Origin of the sequence: Streptomyces sp. NPDC002265 (genome assembly GCF_040296125.1) — a bacterium.
Classification (GTDB): domain Bacteria; phylum Actinomycetota; class Actinomycetes; order Streptomycetales; family Streptomycetaceae; genus Streptomyces.
The window spans coordinates 17,198-41,725 of sequence record NZ_JBEOWS010000041.1; the positions used below are offsets into that span (position 1 = coordinate 17,198).

Here is a 24,528-nt window from a genome sequence, read left to right on the forward strand (position 1 = left end):
GCCTCTTTCCACCCGCTCCCGGCCATGCGATCATCAACGCCGTGCACATGCTGATGTACGTCGCTGCAGTGATCATCGCCGTGCTGCTGGGGGCCTTCGGTATCGCCGGCGCGGCGACCGGCTGGGTCCCGCCGTGGACCCGCGGCGAGGTCCTGCGGCCGCGGCTGCTGGGCTGGGCGACGTTGCTTGCCGCGGTCGGGTTCAGTCTGTTCATGTTCCTGGGCCCGCTCGGCGGCTCCTACGGCCCGCTGCCGTGGATGGGCTGGGCCGCCTTCATGGTCGGGCTGTTCCTCCAGTCGCGTGCCCGGCGCCCCAGCATCATCCCCTTCGGCAACTGGCAGCGGTCCTAGTTCGACCGCCGCCCGATCTTCGACCCCAGCCACACCAGCGGGTCGTATTTGCGGTCGACCGCCCGTTCCTTCAGCGGGATCAGCGCGTTGTCCGTGATCTTGATGCCCTCGGGGCACACCTCCGTACAGCACTTGGTGATGTTGCAGTAGCCGAGGCCGTGTTCGTCCTGGGCCGTACGGCTGCGGTCCAGGCCGGTCTCGGCCGCCGCGTCCAGCGGGTGCATGTCCAGCTCCGCGACCCGCATCAGGAAACGCGGCCCGGCGAAGGCCGGCTTGTTCTCCTCGTGGTCACGCACGACATGGCAGGTGTCCTGGCACAGGAAGCACTCGATGCACTTGCGGAACTCCTGCGAGCGGTCCACGTCCTCCTGCTGCATCCGGTACTCGCCGGGGCCGAGCCCGGCCGGCGGCACGAAGGCCGGAACCTCCCTGGCCTTGGTGTAGTTGAAGCCGACGTCCGTCACCAGGTCGCGGACCACCGGGAAGGCGCGCAGCGGGGTGACGGTGATCGTCTCGTCCCGGGTGAACACCGACATGCGGGTCATGCACATCAGCCGGGGACGGCCGTTGATCTCCGCCGAGCACGAACCGCACTTGCCCGCCTTGCAGTTCCAGCGGACGGCGAGGTCGGGGGCCTGGGTGGCCTGGAGCCGGTGGATGATGTCGAGGACGACCTCGCCGTCGTGCACCTCGACCCCGAAGTCCTCCAGACCGCCGCCCTCGGCGTCCCCGCGCCACACCTTGAAGCGGGCCTCGTAGCTGCTCACTCGTAGAGCTCCTCTTCGGCGAGGTACTTGACCAGCTCCTCCTTGTCGAAGAGGGCGAGCAGGTCCGGTCGGATGGGATCGGTGTTCTCGCGGGTGAGGGAGATCTGCCCGCCGTCCGGGTCGGGTGCCGCCGGCTCCCCGGCCGGATCGGCCAGCCGGCAGACCAGGTTGGCGCGGCGCCACCTGCGGTCCATCGTCGGATGGTCCTCGCGGGTGTGCCCGCCGCGCGACTCGGTGCGCTCCAGCGCGGCCCGCGCCACACACTCGCTGACCAGCAGCATGTTCCGCAGGTCCAGGGCGAGATGCCAGCCGGGGTTGAACTGCCGGTGGCCCTCGACCCCGGCCCGCCGGGCCCGTACCCGCAGCTCGGCCAGTTTCTCCAGGGCCTGCTCCATCTCGGCCTCGCGGCGGATGATGCCGACCAGGTCGTTCATCGTCTGCTGGAGTTCCTGGTGCAGGGTGTACGGGTTCTCCGGCGGATGCCCCTCCCGCTCGCCCGGCTCCTGTCCCTCCGCCGAGAACGGCCGCAGCGCCTCCGCCGCCGCCCGGTCGACCTCGGCCTCGTCCACCGCAGGGCGCCCGTCGCCGAGACCGGCCGCGTGCTCGGCGGCGTGCAGGCCCGCCCGGCGTCCGAACACCAGCAGGTCGGAAAGGGAGTTGCCGCCGAGCCGGTTGGAGCCGTGCATCCCGCCCGCGACCTCACCGGCCGCGTACAGCCCCGGCACACCGCGGGCGGCGGCCGTGTCCGAGTCGACCGCGATGCCGCCCATCACGTAGTGACAGGTGGGCCCGACCTCCATCGCCTCGGCCGTGATGTCGACGTCGGCCAGCTCCTTGAACTGGTGGTACATCGAGGGCAGCCGGCGCCGGATCACCTCGGCGGGCATCCGCGTCGACACGTCCAGGAACACCCCGCCGTGCGGGGAGCCGCGGCCCGCCTTCACCTCGGAGTTGATGGCGCGGGCGACCTCGTCGCGGGGGAGCAGTTCGGGCGGACGCCGGTTGTGGTCCGGGTCCTCGTACCAGCGGTCGCCCTCCTCCTCGGACTGGGCGTACTTCTCCTTGAAGACGTCGGGGATGTAGTCGAACATGAACCGCTTGCCCTCGGAGTTCCTGAGGACCCCGCCGTCGCCGCGCACCGACTCCGTGACGAGGATGCCCTTCACCGACGGCGGCCAGACCATGCCGGTCGGGTGGAACTGCACGAACTCCATGTTCAGCAGCGGCGCCCCGGCCAGCAGGGCCAGCGCGTGCCCGTCGCCGGTGTACTCCCACGAGTTCGACGTCACCTTGAACGACTTGCCGATCCCGCCGGTCGCGATCACCACCGAGGGGGCCTGGAGGACGAAGAAGCGGCCCGACTCGCGTTCGTAGGCGAACACCCCCGAGACCCGGCCCCCGGCGTCCTTCAGGACCCGGGTGACCGTGCACTCCTGGTAGATCTTGAGGCGGCTCTCGTAGTCGCCCGTCTCGCGGTGGTCCTCCTGCTGGAGGGCGACGATCTTCTGTTGGAGCGTGCGGATCAGCTCGAGACCCGTACGGTCGCCGACGTGGGCCAGGCGCGGGTACTCGTGGCCGCCGAAGTTGCGCTGCGAGATCCGGCCGTCCTTCGTACGGTCGAACAGCGCGCCCCAGGTCTCCAGCTCCCACACCCGGTCCGGCGCCTCGCGCGCGTGCAGTTCGGCCATCCGCCACTGGTTGAGGAACTTGCCGCCGCGCATGGTGTCGCGGAAGTGGACCTGCCAGTTGTCGTGCTCGTTGGCGTTGGCCATGGCCGCGGCGATACCGCCCTCGGCCATCACCGTGTGCGCCTTGCCGAACAGCGACTTGCAGATGACGGCGGTGCGGGCGCCGCGCTCACGCGCCTCGATCGCGGCGCGCAGACCGGCGCCGCCGGCCCCGACCACGACGACGTCCCACTCCTGCCGGTCGACCACGGACATCAATAGGCCCCACTCGTTAGTAGAAGCGCGGATCGGTAGAAGCGCGGAACGTCAGAAGAAGCGGGGGTCGTCGAAGACCCCGGACGCGACGAGGTACACGTAGAAGTCGGCGAGCGCCACGCTCACCAGCGACGACCACGCCAGCAGCATGTGACGTGCGTTGAGCCGCCCGACGAACTGCCACATCCGGTAGCGCACCGGATGCCGGGAGAAGTGCTTGAGCTTGCCCCCGACGATGTGCCGGCAGGAGTGGCAGGAGACGGTGTACGCCCAGATCAGCGTGATGTTGACCAGGAAGACCAGGGTGCCCAGGCCCATGTGGCCCCAGCGGTAGTGCTCGTCGCGGAAGGAGAGCACGGTGTCGTAGGTCAGGATCCCGGCCACGACGATCGCGGCGTAGAAGAAGTACCGGTGGATGTTCTGGAGGATCAGCGGGAAGCGGCTCTCACCGGTGTACGTGCGGTGCGGCTCGGCGACCGCGCAGGCCGGCGGCGAGGCCCAGAAGCTGCGGTAGTAGGCCTTGCGGTAGTAGTAGCAGGTCAGCCGGAAGCCCAGCGGGAAGATCAGGATGATGATCGCCGGGGAGAGGGCCCACCAGCTGCCGAACAGGTCGGCGTTGGGACCCGCGTGCATGGTCCGGCAGTTCTCCGCCAGGCACGGCGAGTAGAACGGCGAGACGTACGGTGCCGCGTAGTAGTGGGCGTTCGAGAAGGCCCGCCAGGTCGAGTACACGATGAACGCGAGCAGCCCGGCGGCGGTGGCGGCCGGGGCCAGCCACCACCGGTCGGTCCGCAGGTGCGGGGCGTCGATCGCGGCGCGCGTCGCGGACCGGACGCCGCCGCTGTTCGGATGAGGTTCCGTACCAGTGGCCAACTTGAGGACTCCCGGTCGGTTCGGGGGGCGGGTCCGGTCGGGGGACGCGCCGGTTCAGGGGGCGTGCCCGTGCGCGGGGCGCCCCGGGTCAGGGGGCGTGCCGGTCGCGGGCGCCGAGGCCCTCGTCGTCCGTGTCCGTCCACAGGGTGATGTCGTAGGGCGTGTCGGAGATGGTGACCAGCTCCGGCGCGCGGGGGACGGGCTGCGCCGCCGAGGTGCGCAGCAGCTCGACGCTCTCGCGCAGATGGTCGGTGTCCGCGCGGACGCGGCGCATCTCCAGCCCGCCGGTGCCGAGCTGTCGTTCCAGGCGGCCCACCGACCGCGACAGATCGTCGAGGCTGCGCTGGACCGATATCAGGTCGTCGTGCACGGACATGACGTGACCTCACTTCCAGGGGCCGGGTGGCCGCGGGTGGTGACGTTCATGCGCCTGCGAGTGTTGCGCGTCACACCTGCCGGTGTGAAGGCGTGTGCAGCGATTGGCGGATTGCACGCCTCCCGCGCACACCCGGATGCGCTCCCTTTGCGCTCCGTAATGGCCGGGGTTCGCACGGTTGCGCCGCTCGGGTGGGGTTCCGAGCCGCCGCCGCCGTGTCGCCCCGGACCGCTGAACCCTTTCCTCTTCAGTGGGTCCATAGATCTGATCAACTCCAAAATACCGCCAGATGTGATCAAACCCCACTTGTGCCACGGGTGGGAGCGGCTCCCCGGAGGTACCCAGAGATGTCCTACGACGGCCTCGGACCGCGCGCTGTCAAGCGCTCGGTCGCCTTCCTCACCGCGGGCGTGCTCGCGGTGCCCCTGCTCGCCGCGTGCAGCTCAGAGGAAGAGGTCAGCAAGCCGCTGGCCGGGCAGGACATCGCGGCGGCCGCGCGCCCCCTGGTCGCCGACGGCGGCACCCTGCACTGGGCCGTGGACACCGTGCCGGAGACGCTCAACGCCTTCCAGTCGGACGCCGACGCCACCACCACCCGGGTCGCCCAGGCCGTCCTGCCGTCGATGTTCCGGCTGGACGCCAACGGGCGCCCGCAGCGCAACCCGGACTTCCTGGAGTCCGCCAAGGTCGTCGAGACCGAGCCGAAACAGGTCGTGCTGTACCGGCTGAACCAGCAGGCCGTGTGGAGCGACGGCCGGGAGATCGGCGCCGCCGACTTCGCCGCCCAGTGGCGCGCCCTGTCCGGCAAGGACAGCGCGTACTGGACCGCGCGCAACGCCGGCTACGACCGCATCGAGAAGATCGAGCGCGGCGACAACGACCTGGAGGTCCGGGTCACCTTCGCCCGGCCGTACGCCGACTGGCAGTCGCTGTTCGCGCCGCTGTACCCGAAGGACGTCATGGGCACGCCGGACGCCTTCAACGACGGGGCCCGGCGCAAGCTGAGCGTCACCGCCGGGCCGTTCGCCGTCCAGCAGGTCGACCACAAGAACGCCAGGGTCACCCTGGTCCGCAATCCGCGCTGGTGGGGCCACCCGGCCAAGCTGTCCGAGATCGTGCTGGCCGCCGTACCGCGCGACGAGCGCGCCGCCGCCCTTGCCACCGGCGTGCTCGACCTGGCCGACATCGCCCCCGACGACGTACGGCGCATCACGCTCGCCTCGCAGACGGGCGCCGACAGCCCGTTCCAGGGCCCGGCGGCCGGCCGGACCGCGGCCAAGGCGCTGCGCTCCTGGGCACTGCTGCACGGCTCCGACCAGGCGGCCGCCGACCGCGAGCTGCACGCCCGCCGGAAGCTGACCGGGGCGATGGCCCGGTGGCGGGCCCAGCAGGACGCGCTCGGCGGGATCGAGATCCGCAAGTCCCTGGAACCGGCCTACACCCAGCTCGCCCTCAACGGCGCCGGCGGTCCCCTCGCCGACGAGCGGGTGCGCCGGGCCGTCGCCCGTGCCATCGACCGGCAGGAGCTGGCGAAACTCGTCCTCAAGCCGCTGGGCCTGCCCGTCGCCCCGGTCGGCAGCCACCTCGCCCTCTCGGGCCAGGACGCCTACGCCGACAGCAGCGGCGCGCTCGGCGGCCAGGACACCCAGGAGGCGCAGGCGCTGCTCGCGGACGCGGGCTGGGTGCCCGGCGGCCCGCTCAAGCCGCAGCCGGCCGAGAAGGCGGCCGGGGCCGAGGGGAAGAAGCCCGAGGGGCACAAGAGCGAGGGGAAGAAGGCCGAAGGGAAGAAGGCCGGGAGCAAGATGCCCGAGCCCGAGTCCACGGGCGGCAGCGAGGGCGCGTACATCGTCGGCGAGGACAACAAGCCGCACCGCGTGGCCGGGCGGGACGAGGAGCGCGACACGGGCGACGCGGGGCCCCGGCCGCTCGCGCAGGACGGCAAGCAGTACACCGACAACCATCTGCGCCAGGGCGGCGCGCCGGGCGCGTACGCCCCCAAGGGCACCGCCGCCCCGGCGGGTGCCCTGGCGGGGGCGCTGGCCAAGGACGGCAAGCCGCTCACGCTCCGCTTCGTGCTCCCGTCCGGGGCGGGCTCGGAGCCGCTGTGGAACGTCGCCGATCACATCTCCCGCATGCTGGAGCGGGTCGGCATCCGCACCGAGGTGTCCAAGGTCGCCGACGAGAGCTACTTCAAGGACCACATCGCCTCCGGCGAGTACGACCTGGCCCTGTACTCCTGGCCGGCCAGCGCCTTCCCCGCCACCGACGCCCGCCCCATCTACGCCAAGCCGGTGCCGGCCGCGGACGGCTCCCTGAGCGTCGAGCAGAACTACACACGGGTCGGCACCGACCAGGTGGACCAGCTCTTCGACCAGGCGATCGCGACCCTGGACCAGGACGAGGAACGCTCACTGATCCGCAAGGCGGACGCGCGGATCTGGGCGGCGGCCGGATCCATCCCGCTGTACCAGCGCCCCCAGCTCACCGCGGTGCGCAAGGACCTCGTCAACGCGGGCGCCTTCGGTTTCCAGACCCCGGTCTACGAGGACATGGGCTTCCTGAAGAAGGGCGTGACCCGCCCGTCCGCGAGCCCGTCCGGCGACTAGGGCCTGTCCGGCGGATCAAGTCGCAGGAGAGCAGCGGTGCCGTGCCGGACCCCGCGTCTGCGGCATGATCCGCCGGACAGGCCCTAGACGCCTCCGGCGGGCCCGCAGGGCCCCTCTTTGCCCGTGGAAAGCGGGGCTGAGCTGGGCGGATATGCCCTGGCGCGCCCCAACCGCCGCAGCCCCGTACCATGGGGTGAGGCCGTGGCATGTCAAGCCCGGCAGGGCCCGCGTAACACTGACGTACGCGCAGGCCGTCCTCACCACTCCGGGAGTACGCCACACCATGGCAACGCGCCACGACATCCGCAACGTCGCCATCGTCGCCCACGTCGACCACGGCAAGACGACCATCGTCGACGGAATGCTGAAGCAGGCCGGTGCCTTCGCCGCCCACCAGCTCGACTCGGTCGACGACCGCATGATGGACTCGAACGACCTGGAGCGTGAGAAGGGCATCACGATCCTCGCCAAGAACACGGCGGTGAAGTACCACCCCAAGGACGGCGGCGAGCCGATCACCATCAACATCATCGACACCCCCGGCCACGCCGACTTCGGTGGCGAGGTCGAGCGCGGTCTGTCGATGGTCGACGGTGTCGTCCTTCTCGTCGACGCCTCCGAGGGCCCGCTGCCGCAGACCCGCTTCGTGCTGCGCAAGGCGCTCCAGCAGCGGCTGCCCGTCATCCTGTGCATCAACAAGACGGACCGCCCGGACTCCCGGATCGACGAGGTCGTCAACGAGACCTACGACCTGTTCCTCGACCTGGACGCGGACGAGGAGCAGATCGAGTTCCCGATCGTGTACGCCTGCGGCCGTGACGGCATCGCGTCGCTGACCAAGCCGGAGAACGGCACGGTCCCGGCCGACTCGACCAGCCTGGAGCCGTTCTTCTCCACCATCCTGGAGCACATCCCGGCCCCGACCTACGACGAGGAGGCCCCGCTCCAGGCCCACGTCACCAACCTGGACGCCGACAACTTCCTCGGCCGTATCGCGCTGCTGCGCGTCGAGCAGGGCGAGCTGCGCAAGGGCCAGACCGTCACGTGGATCAAGCGTGACGGCAGCATGTCCAACGTCCGCATCACCGAGCTGCTGATGACCGAGGCGCTCACCCGCAAGCCCGCCGAGGTGGCCGGCCCCGGTGACATCTGCGCCGTCGCCGGTATCTCGGACATCATGATCGGTGAGACCCTCGCCGACACCGAGAACCCGATCCCGCTGCCGCTGATCACGGTGGACGAGCCGGCGATCTCGATGACCATCGGTACCAACACCTCGCCGCTGGTCGGCCGCGGCGGCACCGGCAAGGGCGCGGACGCGAAGGCGGCCGTCAAGGACCGCAAGGTCACCGCCCGCCAGGTCAAGGACCGCCTCGACCGCGAGCTGATCGGCAACGTCTCCCTCCGGGTGCTCGACACCGAGCGCCCCGACGCCTGGGAGGTGCAGGGCCGCGGTGAGCTGGCGCTCGCCATCCTGGTCGAGCAGATGCGCCGCGAGGGCTTCGAGCTGACCATCGGCAAGCCCCAGGTCGTCACCAAGGACGTCGACGGCAAGACCTACGAGCCGGTCGAGCGCATGACGATCGACGTGCCCGAGGAGCACATGGGTGCCGTCACCCAGCTCATGGGCGTCCGCAAGGGCCGGATGGACAACATGTCCAACCACGGCTCCGGCTGGGTCCGCATGGAGTTCGTGGTGCCCTCCCGCGGTCTGATCGGCTTCCGTACCGAGTTCCTGACCCAGACCCGCGGTACGGGTATCGGACACTCCATCCACGAGGGCTTCGAGCCCTGGTTCGGCCCGCTCCACACCCGCAACAACGGCTCCCTGGTCGCCGACCGCGCCGGCGCGGTCACCGCGTTCGCGATGACCAACCTCCAGGAGCGCGGCGTGCTGTTCACGGACCCGGGCACCGAGGTGTACGAGGGCATGATCGTCGGTGAGAACTCCCGCTCCGACGACATGGACGTGAACATCACCAAGGAGAAGAAGCTCACGAACATGCGGTCGTCCTCGGCCGACTCGTTCGAGGCGATCGTCCCGCCGCGCAAGCTCTCCCTGGAGCAGTCGCTGGAGTTCTGCCGCGACGACGAGTGCGTCGAGGTGACCCCGGAGGCCGTCCGCATCCGCAAGGTCGTCCTCGACCAGCGCGACCGTGCCCGCACCGCGAGCCGCGCCAAGCACGGCTGACACCCCCGGCAGACGCCCTGAAGGCCCGGCTCTCCGCACGTCGGAGGGCCGGGCCTTCGACGTGTACGGGGTGTGTACGAGGTGCGCGCACAGGCGCGTGCAGAGGCGCGTGTGCGGGTTATGTGAGGGAAGTGTGAGGGAAGCGTGCAGGGCGCGATAGGAGCGCATTGTGATGCCGTGTGCCCTGTGTTCGGTTATCGGAGATTCAGCTGTCAAGTTTCGGACATGTAAACAAAAATAAGGTCGCTTATGTCCGAAATGGCAGATCGCCATCTCGCATGTCAAGCGCGCACAGGTGTCAATCGTCGCAATTTTTGCTCAAAATATTGACGATAGGGAGATCCCTACGTCTTCTTCCCTTGACGCGCGTTGAGCTCCTTGGCGAAAGTTCCCCCAAACCACAGAACCTGCCGGTATCTGTGCTGCGCTCAGCTCTCCAACCCCCCGGGGGAAAGACACACATGACCAGTCCAGTCGCCTTGGACCCGGAGCTCGACGAGTCGAAGCCCGGGGCCGACAAGGGTGAGCAGAAGCTCGAGGGTCGTTCCCCCGGCCAGTTGATGTGGCAGCGCTTCAAGCGTGACCGTACCGGCGTCATCTGTGCGTTGGTAGTGATTTTCTACTTCGTCGTCGCCCTGCTGGCGCCGGTGCTCACCAAGCTGAGCGGGACCGACCCGTACACGCTGTACGGCCAGGACCCGACCTACAACGACACCCCCGTCCTGGACGAGTTCGGCCTTCCGCTGGGCTGGTTCGGCGGGCTCTCCGGGACGCACTGGTTCGGAGTCGAGCCGCAGTACGGACGCGACGTGTTCGCCATGCTGGTGTACGGCATGCGGACCTCGCTGTTCATGGCCGTCGCCGTCACCGTCCTGCTGATGGTCACGGGTATCGTCATCGGCCTGATCGGCGGCTACTTCGGTGGTCGGACCGACTACTGGATCGGCCGCGTCACGGACTTCTTCCTGTCCTTCCCGCAGCAGCTGTTCTTCATCGCGTTCATGCCTGTGGTCACTGCCTTCTTCGTCGACCCGCGTGAGGAGACCCCCACATACTTCCGCGCGCTGGCGATGCTGATCGTGCTGTGGCTGCTGGGCTGGATGGGTATGGCGCGCCTGGTGCGTTCGACCGTACTGTCTCTGCGTGAGCGCGAGTTCGTCGAGGCCGCCAAGGTCTCCGGCGCCTCGCCGGGCCGGATCGTCCGCAAGGAGATCCTGCCCAACGTGGTGACGCCCATCCTGGTGCAGTTCACGTACCAGCTGCCCAGCACCATTCTCACCATTGCCTTCCTCTCCTTCGCCGGAGTCGGCTTCGTCGAGCCGACCCCGGACTGGGGACGACTGTTCGCGGCGGGCTCGCAGTACGCCCAGCAGGACCCGGCGTTCATCTTCTTCCCGGGTGTGGCACTGGTGATCTTCGTCCTGGCCTTCAACCTCCTCGGAGACTCGGTCCGGGACGCCTTCGACCCCAAGTCAGGGCGGTAGCTCGTCCATTGGTGGGGGGTGACTGCCGCCCCCGCGTCGGCCTACCAGCCGCGTCAGGCAGTACTCATGGATAACAACCGACAGGTAGGTGCTTACGCCAACATGAAGTCGTTCACTTCGCGCAGAGCGCGCGCCATCGTGGTCGCCATCGCGGCCGGTTCCCTCGCGCTCACCGGATGCTCGGAGAACAAGGGCAGCAAGTCCGGGGCCGACTCCAAGAAGGACCAGAAAGAGGCGTCGGTTCAGTCGAAGCCGGTCACCTACATCGACGCGGCCGGCTCCACCGGCCCCGCCGCCGAGGTCCCCGGCGCCAAGAGCGGCGGCACCGTCCAGGTCTACCAGGAGGCGGGTCTCTCCCACCTCGACCCGGGCCAGATCTACGTCTCCGACGCCGGTCAGGTCGCCAACCTCCTCTTCCGTCGCCTGACGCAGTTCCAGGAGGACGACAAGGGCAACGTCTCGGTCGCGGGTGACCTCGCCACCGACTCGGGCAAGTCCTCCGACGGCGGCAAGACCTGGACCTTCACCCTGAAGGACGGCATCAAGGACGCCAACGGCACGGCGATCACGTCCGCGGACGTCCGCCACACCGTCGAGCGTCAGTTCGCGAAGTTCATCTTCGACGGCCCGCCCTACCTGCAGACCTGGCTCGCGGGCCAGAAGTACGCCGACGACTACCGCAAGCTGCTGCCCGGCGGCGGCTTCGACGGCAAGCACCTGCCGGCCTCGGTCCTGGACACCCCGGACGCCAAGACCGTCATCTTCCACTTCGACACCGCGCGCCCCGACCTGCCGCAGACGCTGGCCATGGCGGGCTACGCCGTCGTCCCGGCGAAGACGGACACCAAGGAGTCCTACGACAAGGCTCCGGTCGCGACCGGCCCGTACAAGATCGCCTCGTACAAGGCCGGCAAGTCCCTGGTGCTCACCAAGAACACCAACTGGGACCCGAAGACCGACTCCGTGCGTCACCAGTACCCGGACAGCTTCAACTTCACCTTCGGTATCACCGAGACGACCCAGACCAAGCGTCTGATCGCCGACCAGGGCGAGGACAAGAACGCCATCCAGCTCACCGCCGGCGTCGAGTCCACCCAGATCCAGGACGTCATCGGCAACCCGGCGGTCAACAAGCGCACGGTCAAGGGCTACCAGCCCTACGTGATGCAGCTGTCCTTCAACCTGGACCGCGTCAAGGACATCAAGGTCCGCCAGGCCATCACCTACGCGGTCAACTCCAAGTCGCTCATCGCCGGTGAGGGCGGTGCCTACGGCGGCGACGTGGCGCCGAACTACTTCGCCCCGACCCTGCCGGGCTACGAGGCGGCGTACGACCCGTACGGCCGTCTGAAGATGCCGCAGGGCAACATCGCGAAGGCCACGGAGCTGGTGAAGGCTCTCCCGGCCGCCGAGAAGAAGCTCGTCTTCGCCTACTCCAACAGCGAGCCCGGTCAGAAGCGCAAGGTCGCCATCGAGGACGCCCTGACCAAGGTCGGCTTCGACGTGGTCTCCAAGGAGGTCGACTCCGCGAGCTACTACGAGCAGATCGGCAAGGTCGCCAACCCGTACGACATGTACATCACCGGTTGGGGCCAGGACTGGCCGTCGCCCGGCACCGTGATCACGCCGGTCTACGACCCGGCCCAGGTCACCGACGGTTCGCCGAACTACGCGCACGTCAGGGACCCGAAGGTCAAGGAGCTCATCCAGACCGCTCTGAGCCAGGACCCGGTCGCGGCCGCGAAGACCTGGAAGGAAGCCCAGCACTACCTGCTGGAGAAGGTCCTTCCGGCGGCCCCGCTCTGGTACACCAAGCAGTTCCAGCTCTCCGGCTCGAACATCGGTGGTGCTCGCTACGGCTCGGTGTCCAGCCTTCTCGACATCAACCGTATCTACCTGAAGTCGTAACCCTCTACGGCTGATCGCGGGGGCGCGCACCAGGCGGAGCGCGCCCCCGCACTTCCGCGAAACCCTCCACCGTCTCCGCAGAGAGCAGCCTCCCCGCCATGCTTCAGTTCATCTTCCGGCGCTCGGTCGGTGCCGTCGTCACGCTCTTCCTTCTCGGCGCCGTCACGTTCTTCCTGTTCGTCGCCGCGCCTTCCGACTATGCCTCTCTGGCCTGTGGCAAGGACTGCTCTCCCCAGAGACTGCACGACATCCGTGAGGCGCTGGGCCTGGACCAGCCCCTCGCGCAGCAGTTCTGGAACTTCATGTCCGGCATCGTGATGGGCCGCGACTTCCCGACCGGACACTGCAACGCTCCGTGTCTCGGCGTCTCGTTCTACTCGGGCGACCCGGTGTGGTCCACGATCATGGACCGCTTCCCGACCACCCTGACGCTGACCGCCGGCGGTGCCGTCGTCTTCCTCGTCGTCGGTGTCGGCGCGGGCATGCTCGCCGCCTACAAGCGCGGATCCATGGTCGACAAGGTCGCCACGGGCGCGTCGATGGTGCTCAGCTCGTTCCAGATCTACTTCCTCGGCCCGATCGTGCTGATCGTCTTCGTCTACAGCACCGGCCTGATGGACAACCCCCAGTACCACCCGTTCACCGATGACCCGGTCAAGTGGTTCACGGGCATGCTGCTGCCCACCCTGGTGATGGCCACCATCTTCACCGCGCAGTACACGCGTATGGCGCGCTCGTCGATGATCGAGCAGATGGCCGAGGAGCACGTCCGCACCGCTCGCGCCAAGGGCATGTCCAGCAAGTACGTGTTCTTCCGCTACGCGTGGCGCGGCGCGCTCATCCCGATCGTGACCGTGCTCGGCATCGACATCAGCAGCATGCTGGGCGGCGCCGTCGTCACCGAGATCACCTTCTCCCTCCAGGGGATCGGCCGCCTCGCCGTGGACGGCGCGTCCCACAAGGACCTGCCGCTGACCATGGGCGTCATGCTGTTCGGTGCCTTCTTCATCCTGATCTTCAACATCCTCACCGACATCGCGTACGCCTACATCGACCCGCGCGTCCGGCTCTCCTAGGAAGAACGAACCACCGTGACCACACTGACCAAGACCGAGGACGCCCCGGCCCCCACCGGCCCGGAGAGCTTCCTGTCGGTGCGTGATCTGAAGGTGCAGTTCTCCACCGAGGACGGCATCGTCAAGGCGGTCGACGGACTGTCCTTCGACGTCGAGCGCGGCAAGACCCTGGGCATCGTCGGCGAGTCCGGCTCCGGCAAGTCCGTCACCAACCTGACGATCCTGGGACTGCACAGCCCGCGGACCACCACCGTCGAGGGCGAGATCGTCCTCGACGGCAAGGAACTCGTCACCGCCTCGGAGAAGGAGCTGGAGCGGCTCCGCGGCAACAAGATGGCGATGATCTTCCAGGACCCGCTGACCGCGCTGTCGCCGTTCTACACGGTGGGCCGGCAGCTTTCCGAGCCGTACATGAAGCACACCGGCGCCTCCAAGAAGGAGGCCCGGGACCGGGCCGTGCAGATGCTGGAGAAGGTCGGCATCCCGCAGCCCAAGACGCGCTTCGACGACTTCCCGCACCAGTTCTCCGGCGGTATGCGCCAGCGCGCGATGATCGCCATGGCCCTGATGTGCGACCCCGACCTGCTGATCGCCGACGAGCCGACCACCGCGCTGGACGTCACCGTGCAGGCCCAGATCCTGGACCTGCTCAAGGACCTCCAGCAGGAGTTCGGCTCCGCGATCATCTTCATCACGCACGACCTCGGCGTCATCTCCACCATGGCCGACGACCTGCTGGTGATGTACGCGGGCCGGGCCATCGAGCGCGGCAGCGTGCGCGAGGTCATGCGGGAGCCGCGGCACCCGTACACCTGGGGCCTGCTCAGCTCCATGCCGCGGCTGGACAGCGACGTCGACGAGGCGCTCACGCCGATCCCCGGCTCGCCGCCCTCCCTGCTCAACCCGCCGAGCGGCTGCCCCTTCCACCCGCGGTGCGCGTTCCGCGACGAGGTGCCCGGCACGCTGTGCACCGACAGCCGGCCGCCGCTGGGCGACGGGCGGGCATCCGCCTGCCACCTGACGGCCGAGCAGAAGCAGACCATCTTCATCGACAAGATCCAGCCCCGGCTGCGCTAGGGAGAACCGAGACATGAGCGACAACCTCACCCTCCCGGCACAGCAGGGCCCCGCCGACGCCACGCCCGCCGAGCCGTTGCTGGAGGTGCAGGGCCTGACCATGCACTTCCCGATCTACGGCGGCTTCCCGATCAAGCGGAAGGTCGGCGCCGTGCAGGCCGTCGACGGCGTCGACCTGACGGTCGGCGTCGGCGAGAGCGTGGGCCTGGTCGGCGAGTCGGGCTGCGGCAAGTCGACCACCGGCCGGCTCATCACCCGTCTGCTGGAGCCCTCCGCCGGCAAGATCACGTACGCCGGCCGGGACATCACCCACGCCTCGCGCCGGGAGATGGCGCCGGTGCGGTCCGAGATCCAGATGATCTTCCAGGACCCGTACTCCTCGCTGAACCCGCGGCAGACCGTCGGCACGATCATCAAGTCGCCGATGGAGGTCAACGGGATCGAGCCGGCCGGCGGCCGGGAGAAGAAGGTCCGTGAGCTCCTGGAGCTCGTCGGCCTCAACCCGGAGCACTACAACCGCTTCCCGCACGAGTTCTCCGGCGGCCAGCGCCAGCGCATCGGCGTGGCCCGCGCGCTCGCCCTGAACCCGAAGCTGATCGTGGCGGACGAGCCGGTCTCCGCGCTGGACGTGTCGATCCAGGCGCAGGTGGTGAACCTGCTCAAGAAGGTCCAGGACGAGCTGGGCATCGCCTTCCTGTTCATCGCGCACGACCTCGCCGTCGTCCGGCACTTCTCGCAGCGTGTCGCGGTCATGTACCTCGGCAAGGTGGTCGAGGTCGGCGACCGGGACGCGATCTACAACCGGCCCCGGCACCCGTACACCCACGCCCTGCTCTCGGCGGTGCCCGAGGTCGAGATGGACGACGACGCGGAGCCCCGCGAGCGGATCCGGCTCTCCGGCGACGTCCCGTCCCCGATCCACCCGCCGTCCGGCTGCCGCTTCCGCACCCGCTGCTGGAAGGCGCAGGACAAGTGCGCCACCGAGGAGCCCCCGCTGCTCCAGATCTCCGGCAACCGGGCCGGCCACCTGACGGCCTGCCACTTCCCGGAGGAGCCGACCACGGAGGCCCGGGACGAGGACGTCATCCTCGACCCGGCGCTCCAGGCGCTGGAGGGGTCGGCCGACCAGGGCTGACCCGCGCAGGAAAAACGGACCGCCGACCGGGGCGGGGCTTTCACGCCCCGCCCCGGTCGCGTGTCTCCGGCGGCCGTCCGGCAGCGCCTGCCCTCCCCGGAACGGGTGAAGTGCATGTGCGTTGTGCGCCGTTTGAGGTGATATTGGCCGGTAAAGGATCAGCGCTACGGCGCTGCCGGCACAGCGCAGTGATGCGCGACCTTGAGGAGGCACTCCATGCGTGGAGCCACGCACGCCAAGTGGGCCGCATGTGCGGCGGCGGCAGCGCTCACGGCGACGGCCTGCGGAGGCGGCGGAGGCGGTGGTGGCGGCGGCGGTACGTCCGGCGGTGTGCTCAGTTCCTCCTGGGGCGACCCGCAGAACCCGCTGGAGCCTGCCAACACCAACGAGGTCCAGGGCGGCAAGGTCCTCGACATGATCTTCCGAGGGCTGAAGCGGTACAACCCCGAGACGGGCGCGGCCGAGGACATGCTCGCCGCGAAGATCGACACCCCGGACTCCCAGAACTTCACCATCACGCTCAAGCCCGGCTGGAAGTTCAGCAACGGGGAGGCCGTCACCGCGTCCTCCTTCGTGGACGCCTGGAACTACGGCGCGAGCCTGAAGAACAACCAGAAGAACGCGTACTTCTTCGGCTACATCGACGGCTACGACAAGGTCCACCCGGAGGACGGGAGCCAGCAGACCGCCCAGACGCTCTCCGGTCTGAAGGTGGTCGACGACAAGACCTTCACCGTCAAGCTCACCCAGAAGTTCTCCACCTTCCCCGACACCCTCGGCTACGTGGCCTACGCCCCGCTGCCGAAGGCGTTCTTCAGCGACCACGCGGGCTGGATCAGCAAGCCGGTCGGCAACGGCCCGTACACCATCGACTCCTACACCAAGGGCTCCCAGATGGTGCTGAAGAAGTGGGGCGGCTACCCCGGTGACGACAAGGCCCAGAACGACGGCGTCACCCTGAAGGTCTACACCGACAACAACACCGCCTACACCGACCTGCTGGCCGGCAACCTCGACCTGGTCGACGACGTGCCCGCGGCCCAGCTGAAGAACGTCAAGAACGACCTGTCCGGCCGGTACATCAACACCCCCGCCGGCATCATCCAGACCCTCGCCTTCCCGTTCTACGACCCCGCCTGGAACAAGAGCGGCTCGGAGAAGGTCCGCAAGGGCCTGTCCATGGCGATCAACCGCGCCCAGATCACCGACACCATCTTCCAGAAGACCCGCACCCCGGCCAGCGACTGGACCTCACCCGTGCTGGGCAAGGCCGGCGGCTTCCAGGACGGCCTGTGCGGGGACGCCTGCGACTACAACCCGACCGAGGCGAAGAAGCTGATCCAGGAGGGAGGCGGGCTGCCGGGCGGCCAGGTCAAGATCACGTACAACGCGGACACCGGCTCGCACAAGCAGTGGATCGACGCCGTCTGCAACTCCATCAACAACGCCCTCGGCAACGACAAGGCCTGTGTCGGCAACCCGGTCGGCACCTTCGCCGACTTCCGCAGCCAGATCGGCGACAAGAAGATGAGCGGCCCCTTCCGGGCCGGCTGGCAGATGGACTACCCGCTGATCCAGAACTTCCTCCAGCCGCTCTACTACACCAACGCCTCCTCCAACGACGGCCACTGGTCCAACAAGGACTTCGACAAGCTCGTCGACCAGGCCAACGCCGAGACCGACGGCGCCAAGGCGATCAGCATCTTCCAGGACGCCGAGAAGGTCGTCCGGGACAACATGGCGGCCATCCCGCTGTGGTACCAGAACGGCAGCGCGGGCTACTCGGAGCGGTTGTCCAACGTCAAACTCAACCCGTTCTCCGTCCCCGTGTACAACGAGATCAAGGTCGGCTGATCCGCCGTGGGACGCTACGTCGTCCGGCGCCTGCTCCAGATGATCCCGGTGTTCATCGGCGCCACTCTGCTGATCTTCCTCATGGTCAACGTGATGGGCGACCCCATCGCGGGCCTGTGCGGCGAGCGGCAGTGCGACCCCGCCACGGCCGCCCAGCTGAAGAGGGATTTCGGCCTCGACAAGCCGGTCTGGCAGCAGTACGTGACCTACATGGGGAACGTCTTCACCGGCGACTTCGGTACGGCGTTCAACGGCCAGCCCGTCACCGAACTGATGGCGAGCGCCTTCCCGGTCACCATCCGCCTGACGATCGTCGCGATCCTCTTCGAGATCATCATCGGCATCGCCCTCGGTGTCGTCACCGGCCTGCGCCGTGGCTCGCCCGTCGACACCGGGGTACTCCTGCTGACCCTCGTCGTGATCTCCATCCCCACCTTCGTCACCGGTCTGCTGCTCCAGCTGCTGCTGGGCGTCAAGTGGGGCTGGATCAAACCGTCGGTCTCGCCCGACGCCACCTTCGGCGAGCTGATCGTGCCGGGCCTGGTGCTGGCCTCCGTGTCGCTGGCCTACGTCACCCGGCTGACCCGTACCTCCATCGCCGAGAACAAGCGCTCCGACTACGTCCGTACGGCGATCGCCAAGGGCCTGCCCCGGCACCGGGTCGTCACCCGGCACCTGCTGCGCAACTCCCTCATCCCGGTGGTCACCTTCATCGGCACCGACATCGGTGCCCTGATGGGCGGCGCGATCGTCACCGAGCGGATCTTCAACATCCACGGCGTCGGCTACCAGCTCTACCAGGGCATCCTGCGCCAGAACACCCAGACCGTGGTCGGCTTCGTGACCGTCCTGGTGATCGTCTTCCTGGTCGCCAACCTGCTCGTCGACCTGCTGTACGCCGTACTCGACCCGAGGATCCGCTATGTCTGACCACCAGGACACCGGCGCACCCGAGGGCGTCATCGCCCCGACCGGCATGGGAGGGGCCATGGACCTCGCCGCCAGCGAGGCCGAGACCCTGGAGAAGACGCCCGGCGGCCCCCTGGGCACGGGCCCGGCCGGCAAACCCCGCTCGCTGTGGTCCGACGCCTGGCGGGACCTGCGCCGCAACCCCGTCTTCATCGTCTCCGCGCTGGTCATCCTCTTCCTGGTCTTCATCTCCCTGTGGCCCTCGGCGATCGCCTCCGGCTCCCCGCTGAAGTGCAACCTCTCCAAGGCCCAGCAGGGCTCCCAGCCGGGCGCCCCGTTCGGGTACGACGGCCAGGGCTGCAACGTCTACACCCGCACCGTCTACGGCGCCCGTACGTCCGTCACGGTCGGCGTCTGCGCCACGCTCGGGGTCGCGATCCTCGGCAGCATCCTGGGCGGCTTCGCGGGCTTCTTCGGCGGGTTCTGGGACTCGATCCTGTCCCGGATCACCGACGTCTTCTTCGCCATCCCGGTCGTCCTCGGCGGTCTGGTCCTGCTGTCCGTGGTCACCAGCAACACCGTCTGGCCGGTGATCGGCTTCATGGTGCTGCTGGGCTGGCCGCAGATCTCCCGGATCGCCCGCGGCTCCGTCATCACCGCCAAACAGAACGACTACGTCCAGGCCGCCCGTGCGCTGGGCGCCTCCAACTCCCGCCTGCTGCTGCGGCACATCACCCCGAACGCGGTGGCGCCGGTGATCGTCGTGGCGACCATCGCGCTCGGCACCTACATCTCGCTGGAGGCGACCCTGTCGTACCTCGGCGTCGGCCTGAAGCCGCCCAGCGTGTCCTGGGGGATCGACATCTCCGCCGCCTCCCCGTACATCCGCAACGCCCCGCACGCGCTGCTGTGGCCCTCCGGCGCCCTGGCGGTGACCGTCCTGGCCTTCATCATGCTCGGCGACGCGGTGCGCGACGCCCTCGACCCGAAGCTGAGGTGACGGCGACATGCTGCTCGAAGTACGCGACCTGCACGTGGAGTTCCGGACCAGGGACGGTGTCGCCAAGGCCGTCAACGGGGTCAGCTACGGCGTCGACGCGGGCGAGACGCTCGCCGTGCTCGGCGAGTCCGGCTCCGGGAAGTCCGTCACCGCGCAGGCGATCATGGGCATCCTCGACATGCCGCCGGGCCGGATCACCGGCGGCGAGATCGTCTTCCAGGACCGGGACCTGCTGACCCTGAAGGAGGAGGAGCGGCGCAAGGTCCGGGGCGCCGGGATGGCGATGATCTTCCAGGACGCGCTGTCGTCCCTGAACCCCGTGCTCTCCGTCGGCGACCAGCTCGGCGAGATGTTCGTCGTGCACCGCGGGATGAGCCGCAAGGACGCCCGGGCCAAGGCCGTGGAGCTCATGGACCACGTCCGCATCCCCGCCGCCAGGGAGCGCGTGAAGCAGTACCCCCACCAGTTCTCCGGAGGCATGCGCCAGCGCATCATGATCGCGATGGCGCTGGCCCTGGAACCGGCTCTGATCATCGCCGACGAACCCACCACCGCCCTCGACGTCACCGTCCAGGCCCAGGTCATGGATCTGCTCGCCGAGCTGCAGCGCGAGTACGACATGGGGCTGATCCTGATCACCCACGACCTGGGCGTGGTCGCGGACGTGGCCGACCGGATCGCGGTGATGTACGCCGGACGGATCGTGGAGCAGGCGCCCGTGCACGACATCTACAAGGCGCCCGCCCACCCCTACACCCGGGGCCTGCTGGACTCCATCCCGCGCCTGGACCAGAAGGGCCAGGAGCTCTACGCGATCAAGGGGCTGCCGCCCAACCTCATGGACATCCCGCCGGGCTGCGCCTTCAACCCGCGCTGCCCGATGGCCCAGGAGGTGTGCCGCATCGACGTCCCGCCGCTGTACGAGGTGTCCGCGCACGGGGAGCCCGAACACGTGGTGGCCGAGCCCGGCGCGGAGCGCGTGAGCGCCTGCCACTTCTGGCGGGAGTGCCTCCATGGCTGAGCCGATCCTGGAGGTCAGCGGCCTCTTCAAGCACTACCCGCTCACCCAGGGGATCCTGTTCAAGAAGCAGATCGGCGCCGTGAAGGCCGTCGACGGCGTCGACTTCGCCCTGCTGCGCGGCGAGACCCTCGGCATCGTGGGGGAGTCCGGCTGCGGCAAGTCGACGGTCGCCAAGCTGCTGGTCAACCTGGAGAAGCCGACGGCCGGCGCGATCCGGTACAAGGGCGAGGACATCACCCGGCTGTCCGGGAAGGCGCTGAAGGCCGTACGGCGCAACATCCAGATGGTCTTCCAGGACCCCTACACCTCGCTCAACCCCCGGATGACCGTCGGCGACATCATCGGGGAGCCGTACGACATCCACCCCGAGGTGGCGCCCAAGGGCGACCGGCGCCGCAGGGTCCAGGAACTGCTGGACGTGGTCGGTCTCAACCCCGAGTACATCAACCGCTACCCCCACCAGTTCTCCGGCGGTCAGCGCCAGCGCATCGGCATCGCGCGGGGGCTGGCGCTGCGCCCCGAGGTGATCGTCGCCGACGAGCCGGTGTCCGCGCTGGACGTGTCGGTGCAGGCACAGGTCATCAACCTGATGGCGCGTCTCCAGGACGAGTTCGAGCTCTCCTATCTCTTCATCGCGCACGACCTGTCCATCGTCCGGCACATCTCGGACCGGGTCGGCGTGATGTACCTCGGGCGGATCGTGGAGATCGGCAGGGACGCGGAGATCTACGACCATCCCACCCACCCCTACACCCAGGCCCTGCTGTCCGCCGTCCCGGTCCCCGACCCGGACGCCCGCGAGCACCGCGAGCGGATCATCCTGGCGGGTGACGTGCCGTCCCCGACGAACATCCCCTCCGGCTGCCGCTTCCGCACCCGCTGCTGGAAGGCCCAGGAGCGCTGTGCGCTGGAGGTGCCGGTGCTGGCCGTGCCCGCCGAGTTCCGGCACGCGAAGGGTCCGCAGGCACACGACTCGGCGTGCCACTTCGCCGAGGAGAAGCAGGTCGTGCCGCCCGAGGGAGCCTCGGACGATCATGGTGGCGATGTGCCATAACGTGCTGAACCCACACCAAGTGCGTTAACACGCAGGCAACTTGGCCGACGCGATTCCGATATACGGACGCGTCAGTCTGAACAGCGTACGGCCGTGCGGGTGCCGTAAGCGGGCCGGGAGCGCCATGTCTCCCGGCCCGCTGCCGCATTCTGCGCCTGAGCCGGCGCCGCTCTCGCGGACGTGGCCGGCGTTTCGTCGTGGTTGCTCGATCGACGGTTGCAGTGCGTCCTAAAGTGCTGCCGCTCAGGTCAGGTTCAGGGCGCGGCGGAGGAAGTCCACCTGGAGCAGGAGCAGGTTCTCGGCGACCGTCTCCTGCGGGGTCATGTGGGTGACGCCGGACAGCGGCAGCACCTCGTGCGGACGGCCGGCGGCCAGCAGGGCCGAGGACAGCCGCAGGGTGTGGGCGGCCACCACGTTGTCGTCGGCCAGCCCGTGCACGATCATCAGCGGGCGGTGCGGCCCCTCGGCGGCGGACAGGCCCTCGTCCGTGACCAGACCGCTGCGCGCGTACGCGTCCGCATCCGCGTCCGGAGTGCCCAGGTAGCGCTCGGTGTAGTGGGTGTCGTACAGGCGCCAGTCGGTGACCGGGGCGCCGGCGATGCCCGCGTGGAAGACGTCCGGGCGGCGCAGCACGGCCAGCGCCGCCAGATAGCCGCCGAACGACCAGCCGCGGATCGCCACCCTGGACAGGTCGAGCGGGTACGACTTCGCGAGGTCCTGGAGCGCTTCGACCTGGTCGTCCAGCGACGCCGTGAAGTCCCGGTGGACCGCCTTCTCCCAGCCCGGCGAGCGCCCCGGGGTGCCCCGCCCGTCCGCGACGACGACCGCGAACCCCTGGTCGGCGAACCACTGCGAGGTCAGATGCGCGTTGTGCGCGGCGACCACCCGCTGGCCGTGCGGGCCGCCGTAGGGGTCCATCAGGACCGGCAGGGGAGTGTCACCGGGGTAGTCCGTAGGCATAAGCACGGCGCACGGAATTCTCCGTGCGCCCCCTTCGGTCAGAGTCACGCGCGGGGACATACCAGGATCTTCGGCGTACGACCGGACAGTCGCCGTCCGCTTTCCGCCACGCAGCACCTGCACCTCCGTCCCCGGCCGGTCCGGCGTGGCGGAGGCCAGTACGGTCACGCCTCCGGCGCGTACCGCCGTATGCACGCCGGGCACCTGCGAGACGCGCTCCAAGCCCCGCTCGTTGACTCGATACACATGTACCTCACCGGTCTCGGGCGCCGTCGCGCCCTCCCCGGCCGAGGCCGAGATCAGGACGTCCTCGTCCGCGACGTCGAGTACCGCTCGCACGTGCAACTGCGGTCCGGTAAGCGGCCGTTCGCCGACCGTGAGGACCCGCGCGCCGCCCTCGTCCGCGATCCGGATCAGCTTTCCCGACGGGCTCCAGCAGGGCACGCCGGCGAAAAGATCCAGCCAAATCCGATCTTCATCCGCGTGCACCATCCGGGTCGCCCCCGTGTCCGGGTCCACGGCCAGGAACAGCTGGCTGCGCTGGTCCCGCGCCTGCACGAGAAGCAGCGGTGCACCCGCCGCTGACCAGTGCACTCGCGCCAGGTACGGATAGCGCGCCCGGTCCCAGGAGACCTCCGTGCGGCTCCCGTTGAGGTCGATGATCAGCAGCCGCACCTCCGCGTTGGGGGTGCCGGCCGCCGGGTACGGGACGTGTTGTGGGTCACGTTCAGGATGCGCGGGGTCGGAGATCCACCACCGCCGCACCGGCGTGTCGTCCACCCGCGCGACCAGGAGCCGGTCCGACTCGGGCGCCCACCAGAAGCCGCGCGAACGGGACATCTCCTCGGCCGCGACGAATTCGGCCAGTCCGTAGGAAATCGAGGCCGAATCGGGCTCGGCGAGCGCCCGGTCCCCCGCGCCCTCGGCGTCCACCACGCGCAGGGCGCCCTCGTGGACGTAGGCGACGTGTCGTCCGTCGGGGGCGGGGCGGGGGTCGATCACCGGCCCCGGGACGGGGAGTTCACGTGCCGTACCGGCCCGCAGCTCGGCCGTGAACAACCGCCCGGACAGAGCGAACGAGGCCAGCTCCACGGCCTCGTCGGTGGCGTAGCCGACGATGCCGGCGCCGCCCTCGCGGCTGCGCTCGCGGCGCGCCCGCTCCTCGGCCGAGAGGTTCTCCGAGGCCCCGCCCAGCAGGGCCCGGGGATCGGCGACCACGCGCTCGCGCCCCTCCGGAAGGTCCAGTACCCAGAGGGAGTTGGCCCGGTCGGTGCCGGAGCCGGAGCGCAGGAACACGACCCGCGCGCCGTCGGGAGCCACGGTGTACGAACGCGGCGCGCCGAGCGTGAAACGCTGGGTGCGCGCGTGCCGACGGGGAAAGGAATCAGGCTCGGTCGTCATGCCTTGACCATATTGGCCATGCGCCCCCTTGTGCGGCAGTGCGCCGACGGATGCGCGCGCACGGATAGTTATGATCACTAGCGCTGCGTGGGTATGAACCCGCTGGCTGCTGTACGGATTTACAAGTTCCCCTGCTGTGCCCCCACGTCCCCGGTCCTTGGAGGTGAGCCGCCGTGGCACTCTCGATTTCGGCGGTAGTGCTGCTGGCGATCGTCGTCTTCCTGCTGATCAAGAAGTCGGGCCTGAAGGGCGGGCACGCGGTCGTGTGCATGCTCCTCGGGTTCTACCTGGCCTCGTCGACGGTGGCGCCCACGATCAGCGATCTGACCACGAGCGTCGCCAGCATGATCGGCAGCCTCAAGTTCTGAGCGGTACGGGTGTGCGGGCTCCGGTGGGCTGCTGACCGGAGCGGTCCGTCGGCCCTCGGGCGCGTACGGCGCCAGGGCCTGCCCGGCGGATCAAGTCGCAGGAGAATCGCGGTGCCGTATCGGCCCAGGCGTATGCGGCAGTATCCGCCGGGCAGGCCCTTGGCCGGCCCAGGCC

At 69.0% G+C, this 24,528-nt stretch carries 19 protein-coding genes; 14 read left to right on the plus strand and 5 right to left on the minus strand.

Going from position 1 to position 24,528, the window contains the following annotated elements:
• Positions 1–41: 41 nt before the first annotated feature.
• Complete coding sequence (locus tag ABT085_RS10480; RefSeq protein ID WP_351604365.1) at positions 42–350, plus strand: hypothetical protein; 309 nt, start codon at positions 42–44, stop codon at positions 348–350.
• Here ABT085_RS10480 and ABT085_RS10485 read toward each other — a convergent pair.
• The 4 genes from ABT085_RS10485 to ABT085_RS10500 form a co-directional block, all read right to left on the minus strand.
• Positions 347–1,117, minus strand: a complete 771-nt coding sequence (locus tag ABT085_RS10485; protein ID WP_351604367.1) for a succinate dehydrogenase/fumarate reductase iron-sulfur subunit — start codon at positions 1,115–1,117, stop codon at positions 347–349. The two genes, ABT085_RS10480 and ABT085_RS10485, sit on opposite strands and share 4 nt — an antisense overlap.
• A complete protein-coding gene (locus ABT085_RS10490; RefSeq protein ID WP_351604371.1) occupies positions 1,114–3,060 on the minus strand; it encodes a fumarate reductase/succinate dehydrogenase flavoprotein subunit in 1,947 nt (648 codons plus the stop codon). Before ABT085_RS10490 ends, ABT085_RS10485 begins: the two co-directional genes overlap by 4 nt.
• A 51-nt stretch (positions 3,061–3,111) precedes the next feature.
• Positions 3,112–3,933 carry a succinate dehydrogenase subunit SdhC gene (sdhC, locus tag ABT085_RS10495; RefSeq protein WP_351604373.1) on the minus strand — a complete coding sequence of 274 codons (822 nt, stop codon included), beginning with the start codon at positions 3,931–3,933 and terminating at the stop codon, positions 3,112–3,114.
• Between the two features lie 88 nt (positions 3,934–4,021).
• Complete coding sequence (locus ABT085_RS10500; protein WP_351604375.1) at positions 4,022–4,309, minus strand: Rv0250c family protein; 288 nt, start codon at positions 4,307–4,309, stop codon at positions 4,022–4,024.
• A 347-nt stretch (positions 4,310–4,656) separates the two neighbouring features.
• Between ABT085_RS10500 and ABT085_RS10505 the strand changes: the two genes are divergently transcribed.
• The 12 genes from ABT085_RS10505 to ABT085_RS10560 all read left to right on the plus strand — a co-directional run bounded on the left by ABT085_RS10505 (position 4,657) and on the right by ABT085_RS10560 (position 21,624).
• Entirely contained in the window at positions 4,657–6,915 is a 2,259-nt protein-coding gene (locus ABT085_RS10505) for an ABC transporter family substrate-binding protein (RefSeq protein ID WP_351604377.1), read from the plus strand.
• Positions 6,916–7,198: 283 nt separating this feature from the next.
• Complete coding sequence (gene typA, locus ABT085_RS10510) at positions 7,199–9,106, plus strand: translational GTPase TypA (RefSeq protein WP_351604379.1); 1,908 nt, start codon at positions 7,199–7,201, stop codon at positions 9,104–9,106.
• A gap of 461 nt (positions 9,107–9,567) precedes the next feature.
• Positions 9,568–10,590, plus strand: coding sequence for an ABC transporter permease (locus ABT085_RS10515; protein WP_351604381.1), 1,023 nt, complete (start codon positions 9,568–9,570; stop codon positions 10,588–10,590).
• Positions 10,591–10,692: 102 nt separating this feature from the next.
• Positions 10,693–12,498 (plus strand): ABC transporter substrate-binding protein, encoded by a 1,806-nt coding sequence (locus ABT085_RS10520; protein ID WP_351604383.1) that lies wholly within the window; start codon positions 10,693–10,695, stop codon positions 12,496–12,498.
• Between the two features lie 98 nt (positions 12,499–12,596).
• Entirely contained in the window at positions 12,597–13,574 is a 978-nt protein-coding gene (locus tag ABT085_RS10525) for an ABC transporter permease (RefSeq protein WP_351604385.1), read from the plus strand.
• 15 nt (positions 13,575–13,589) lie between these two features.
• Positions 13,590–14,651 (plus strand): ABC transporter ATP-binding protein, encoded by a 1,062-nt coding sequence (locus ABT085_RS10530; protein WP_351604387.1) that lies wholly within the window; start codon positions 13,590–13,592, stop codon positions 14,649–14,651.
• Between the two features lie 13 nt (positions 14,652–14,664).
• Entirely contained in the window at positions 14,665–15,786 is a 1,122-nt protein-coding gene (locus ABT085_RS10535; protein ID WP_351604389.1) for an ABC transporter ATP-binding protein, read from the plus strand.
• A 216-nt stretch (positions 15,787–16,002) separates the two neighbouring features.
• On the plus strand, positions 16,003–17,640 hold the full coding sequence (locus ABT085_RS10540; protein ID WP_351604391.1) for a peptide ABC transporter substrate-binding protein: 1,638 nt from the start codon (positions 16,003–16,005) through the stop codon (positions 17,638–17,640).
• A gap of 6 nt (positions 17,641–17,646) precedes the next feature.
• A complete protein-coding gene (locus tag ABT085_RS10545) occupies positions 17,647–18,570 on the plus strand; it encodes an ABC transporter permease (protein ID WP_351604393.1) in 924 nt (307 codons plus the stop codon).
• The gene (locus tag ABT085_RS10550; RefSeq protein WP_351604395.1) at positions 18,563–19,549 is read left to right on the plus strand and encodes an ABC transporter permease; all 987 of its coding nucleotides are present in this window, start codon (positions 18,563–18,565) and stop codon (positions 19,547–19,549) included. The genes ABT085_RS10545 and ABT085_RS10550 overlap by 8 nt, the downstream gene beginning before the upstream one ends.
• A gap of 7 nt (positions 19,550–19,556) precedes the next feature.
• Positions 19,557–20,570 carry an ABC transporter ATP-binding protein gene (locus ABT085_RS10555; protein ID WP_351604397.1) on the plus strand — a complete coding sequence of 338 codons (1,014 nt, stop codon included), beginning with the start codon at positions 19,557–19,559 and terminating at the stop codon, positions 20,568–20,570.
• Positions 20,563–21,624: an ABC transporter ATP-binding protein gene (locus tag ABT085_RS10560; protein ID WP_351604399.1), complete on the plus strand. Its 1,062-nt coding sequence runs from the start codon at positions 20,563–20,565 to the stop codon at positions 21,622–21,624. Before ABT085_RS10555 ends, ABT085_RS10560 begins: the two co-directional genes overlap by 8 nt.
• Before the next feature lie 243 nt (positions 21,625–21,867).
• Here the strand turns inward: ABT085_RS10560 and ABT085_RS10565 are convergent, their stop codons facing one another.
• Positions 21,868–23,985 carry a S9 family peptidase gene (locus ABT085_RS10565; protein WP_351604401.1) on the minus strand — a complete coding sequence of 706 codons (2,118 nt, stop codon included), beginning with the start codon at positions 23,983–23,985 and terminating at the stop codon, positions 21,868–21,870.
• Between the two features lie 173 nt (positions 23,986–24,158).
• Between ABT085_RS10565 and ABT085_RS10570 the strand changes: the two genes are divergently transcribed.
• Entirely contained in the window at positions 24,159–24,353 is a 195-nt protein-coding gene (locus tag ABT085_RS10570) for a hypothetical protein (RefSeq protein ID WP_162468695.1), read from the plus strand.
• Positions 24,354–24,528: the final 175 nt, after the last annotated feature.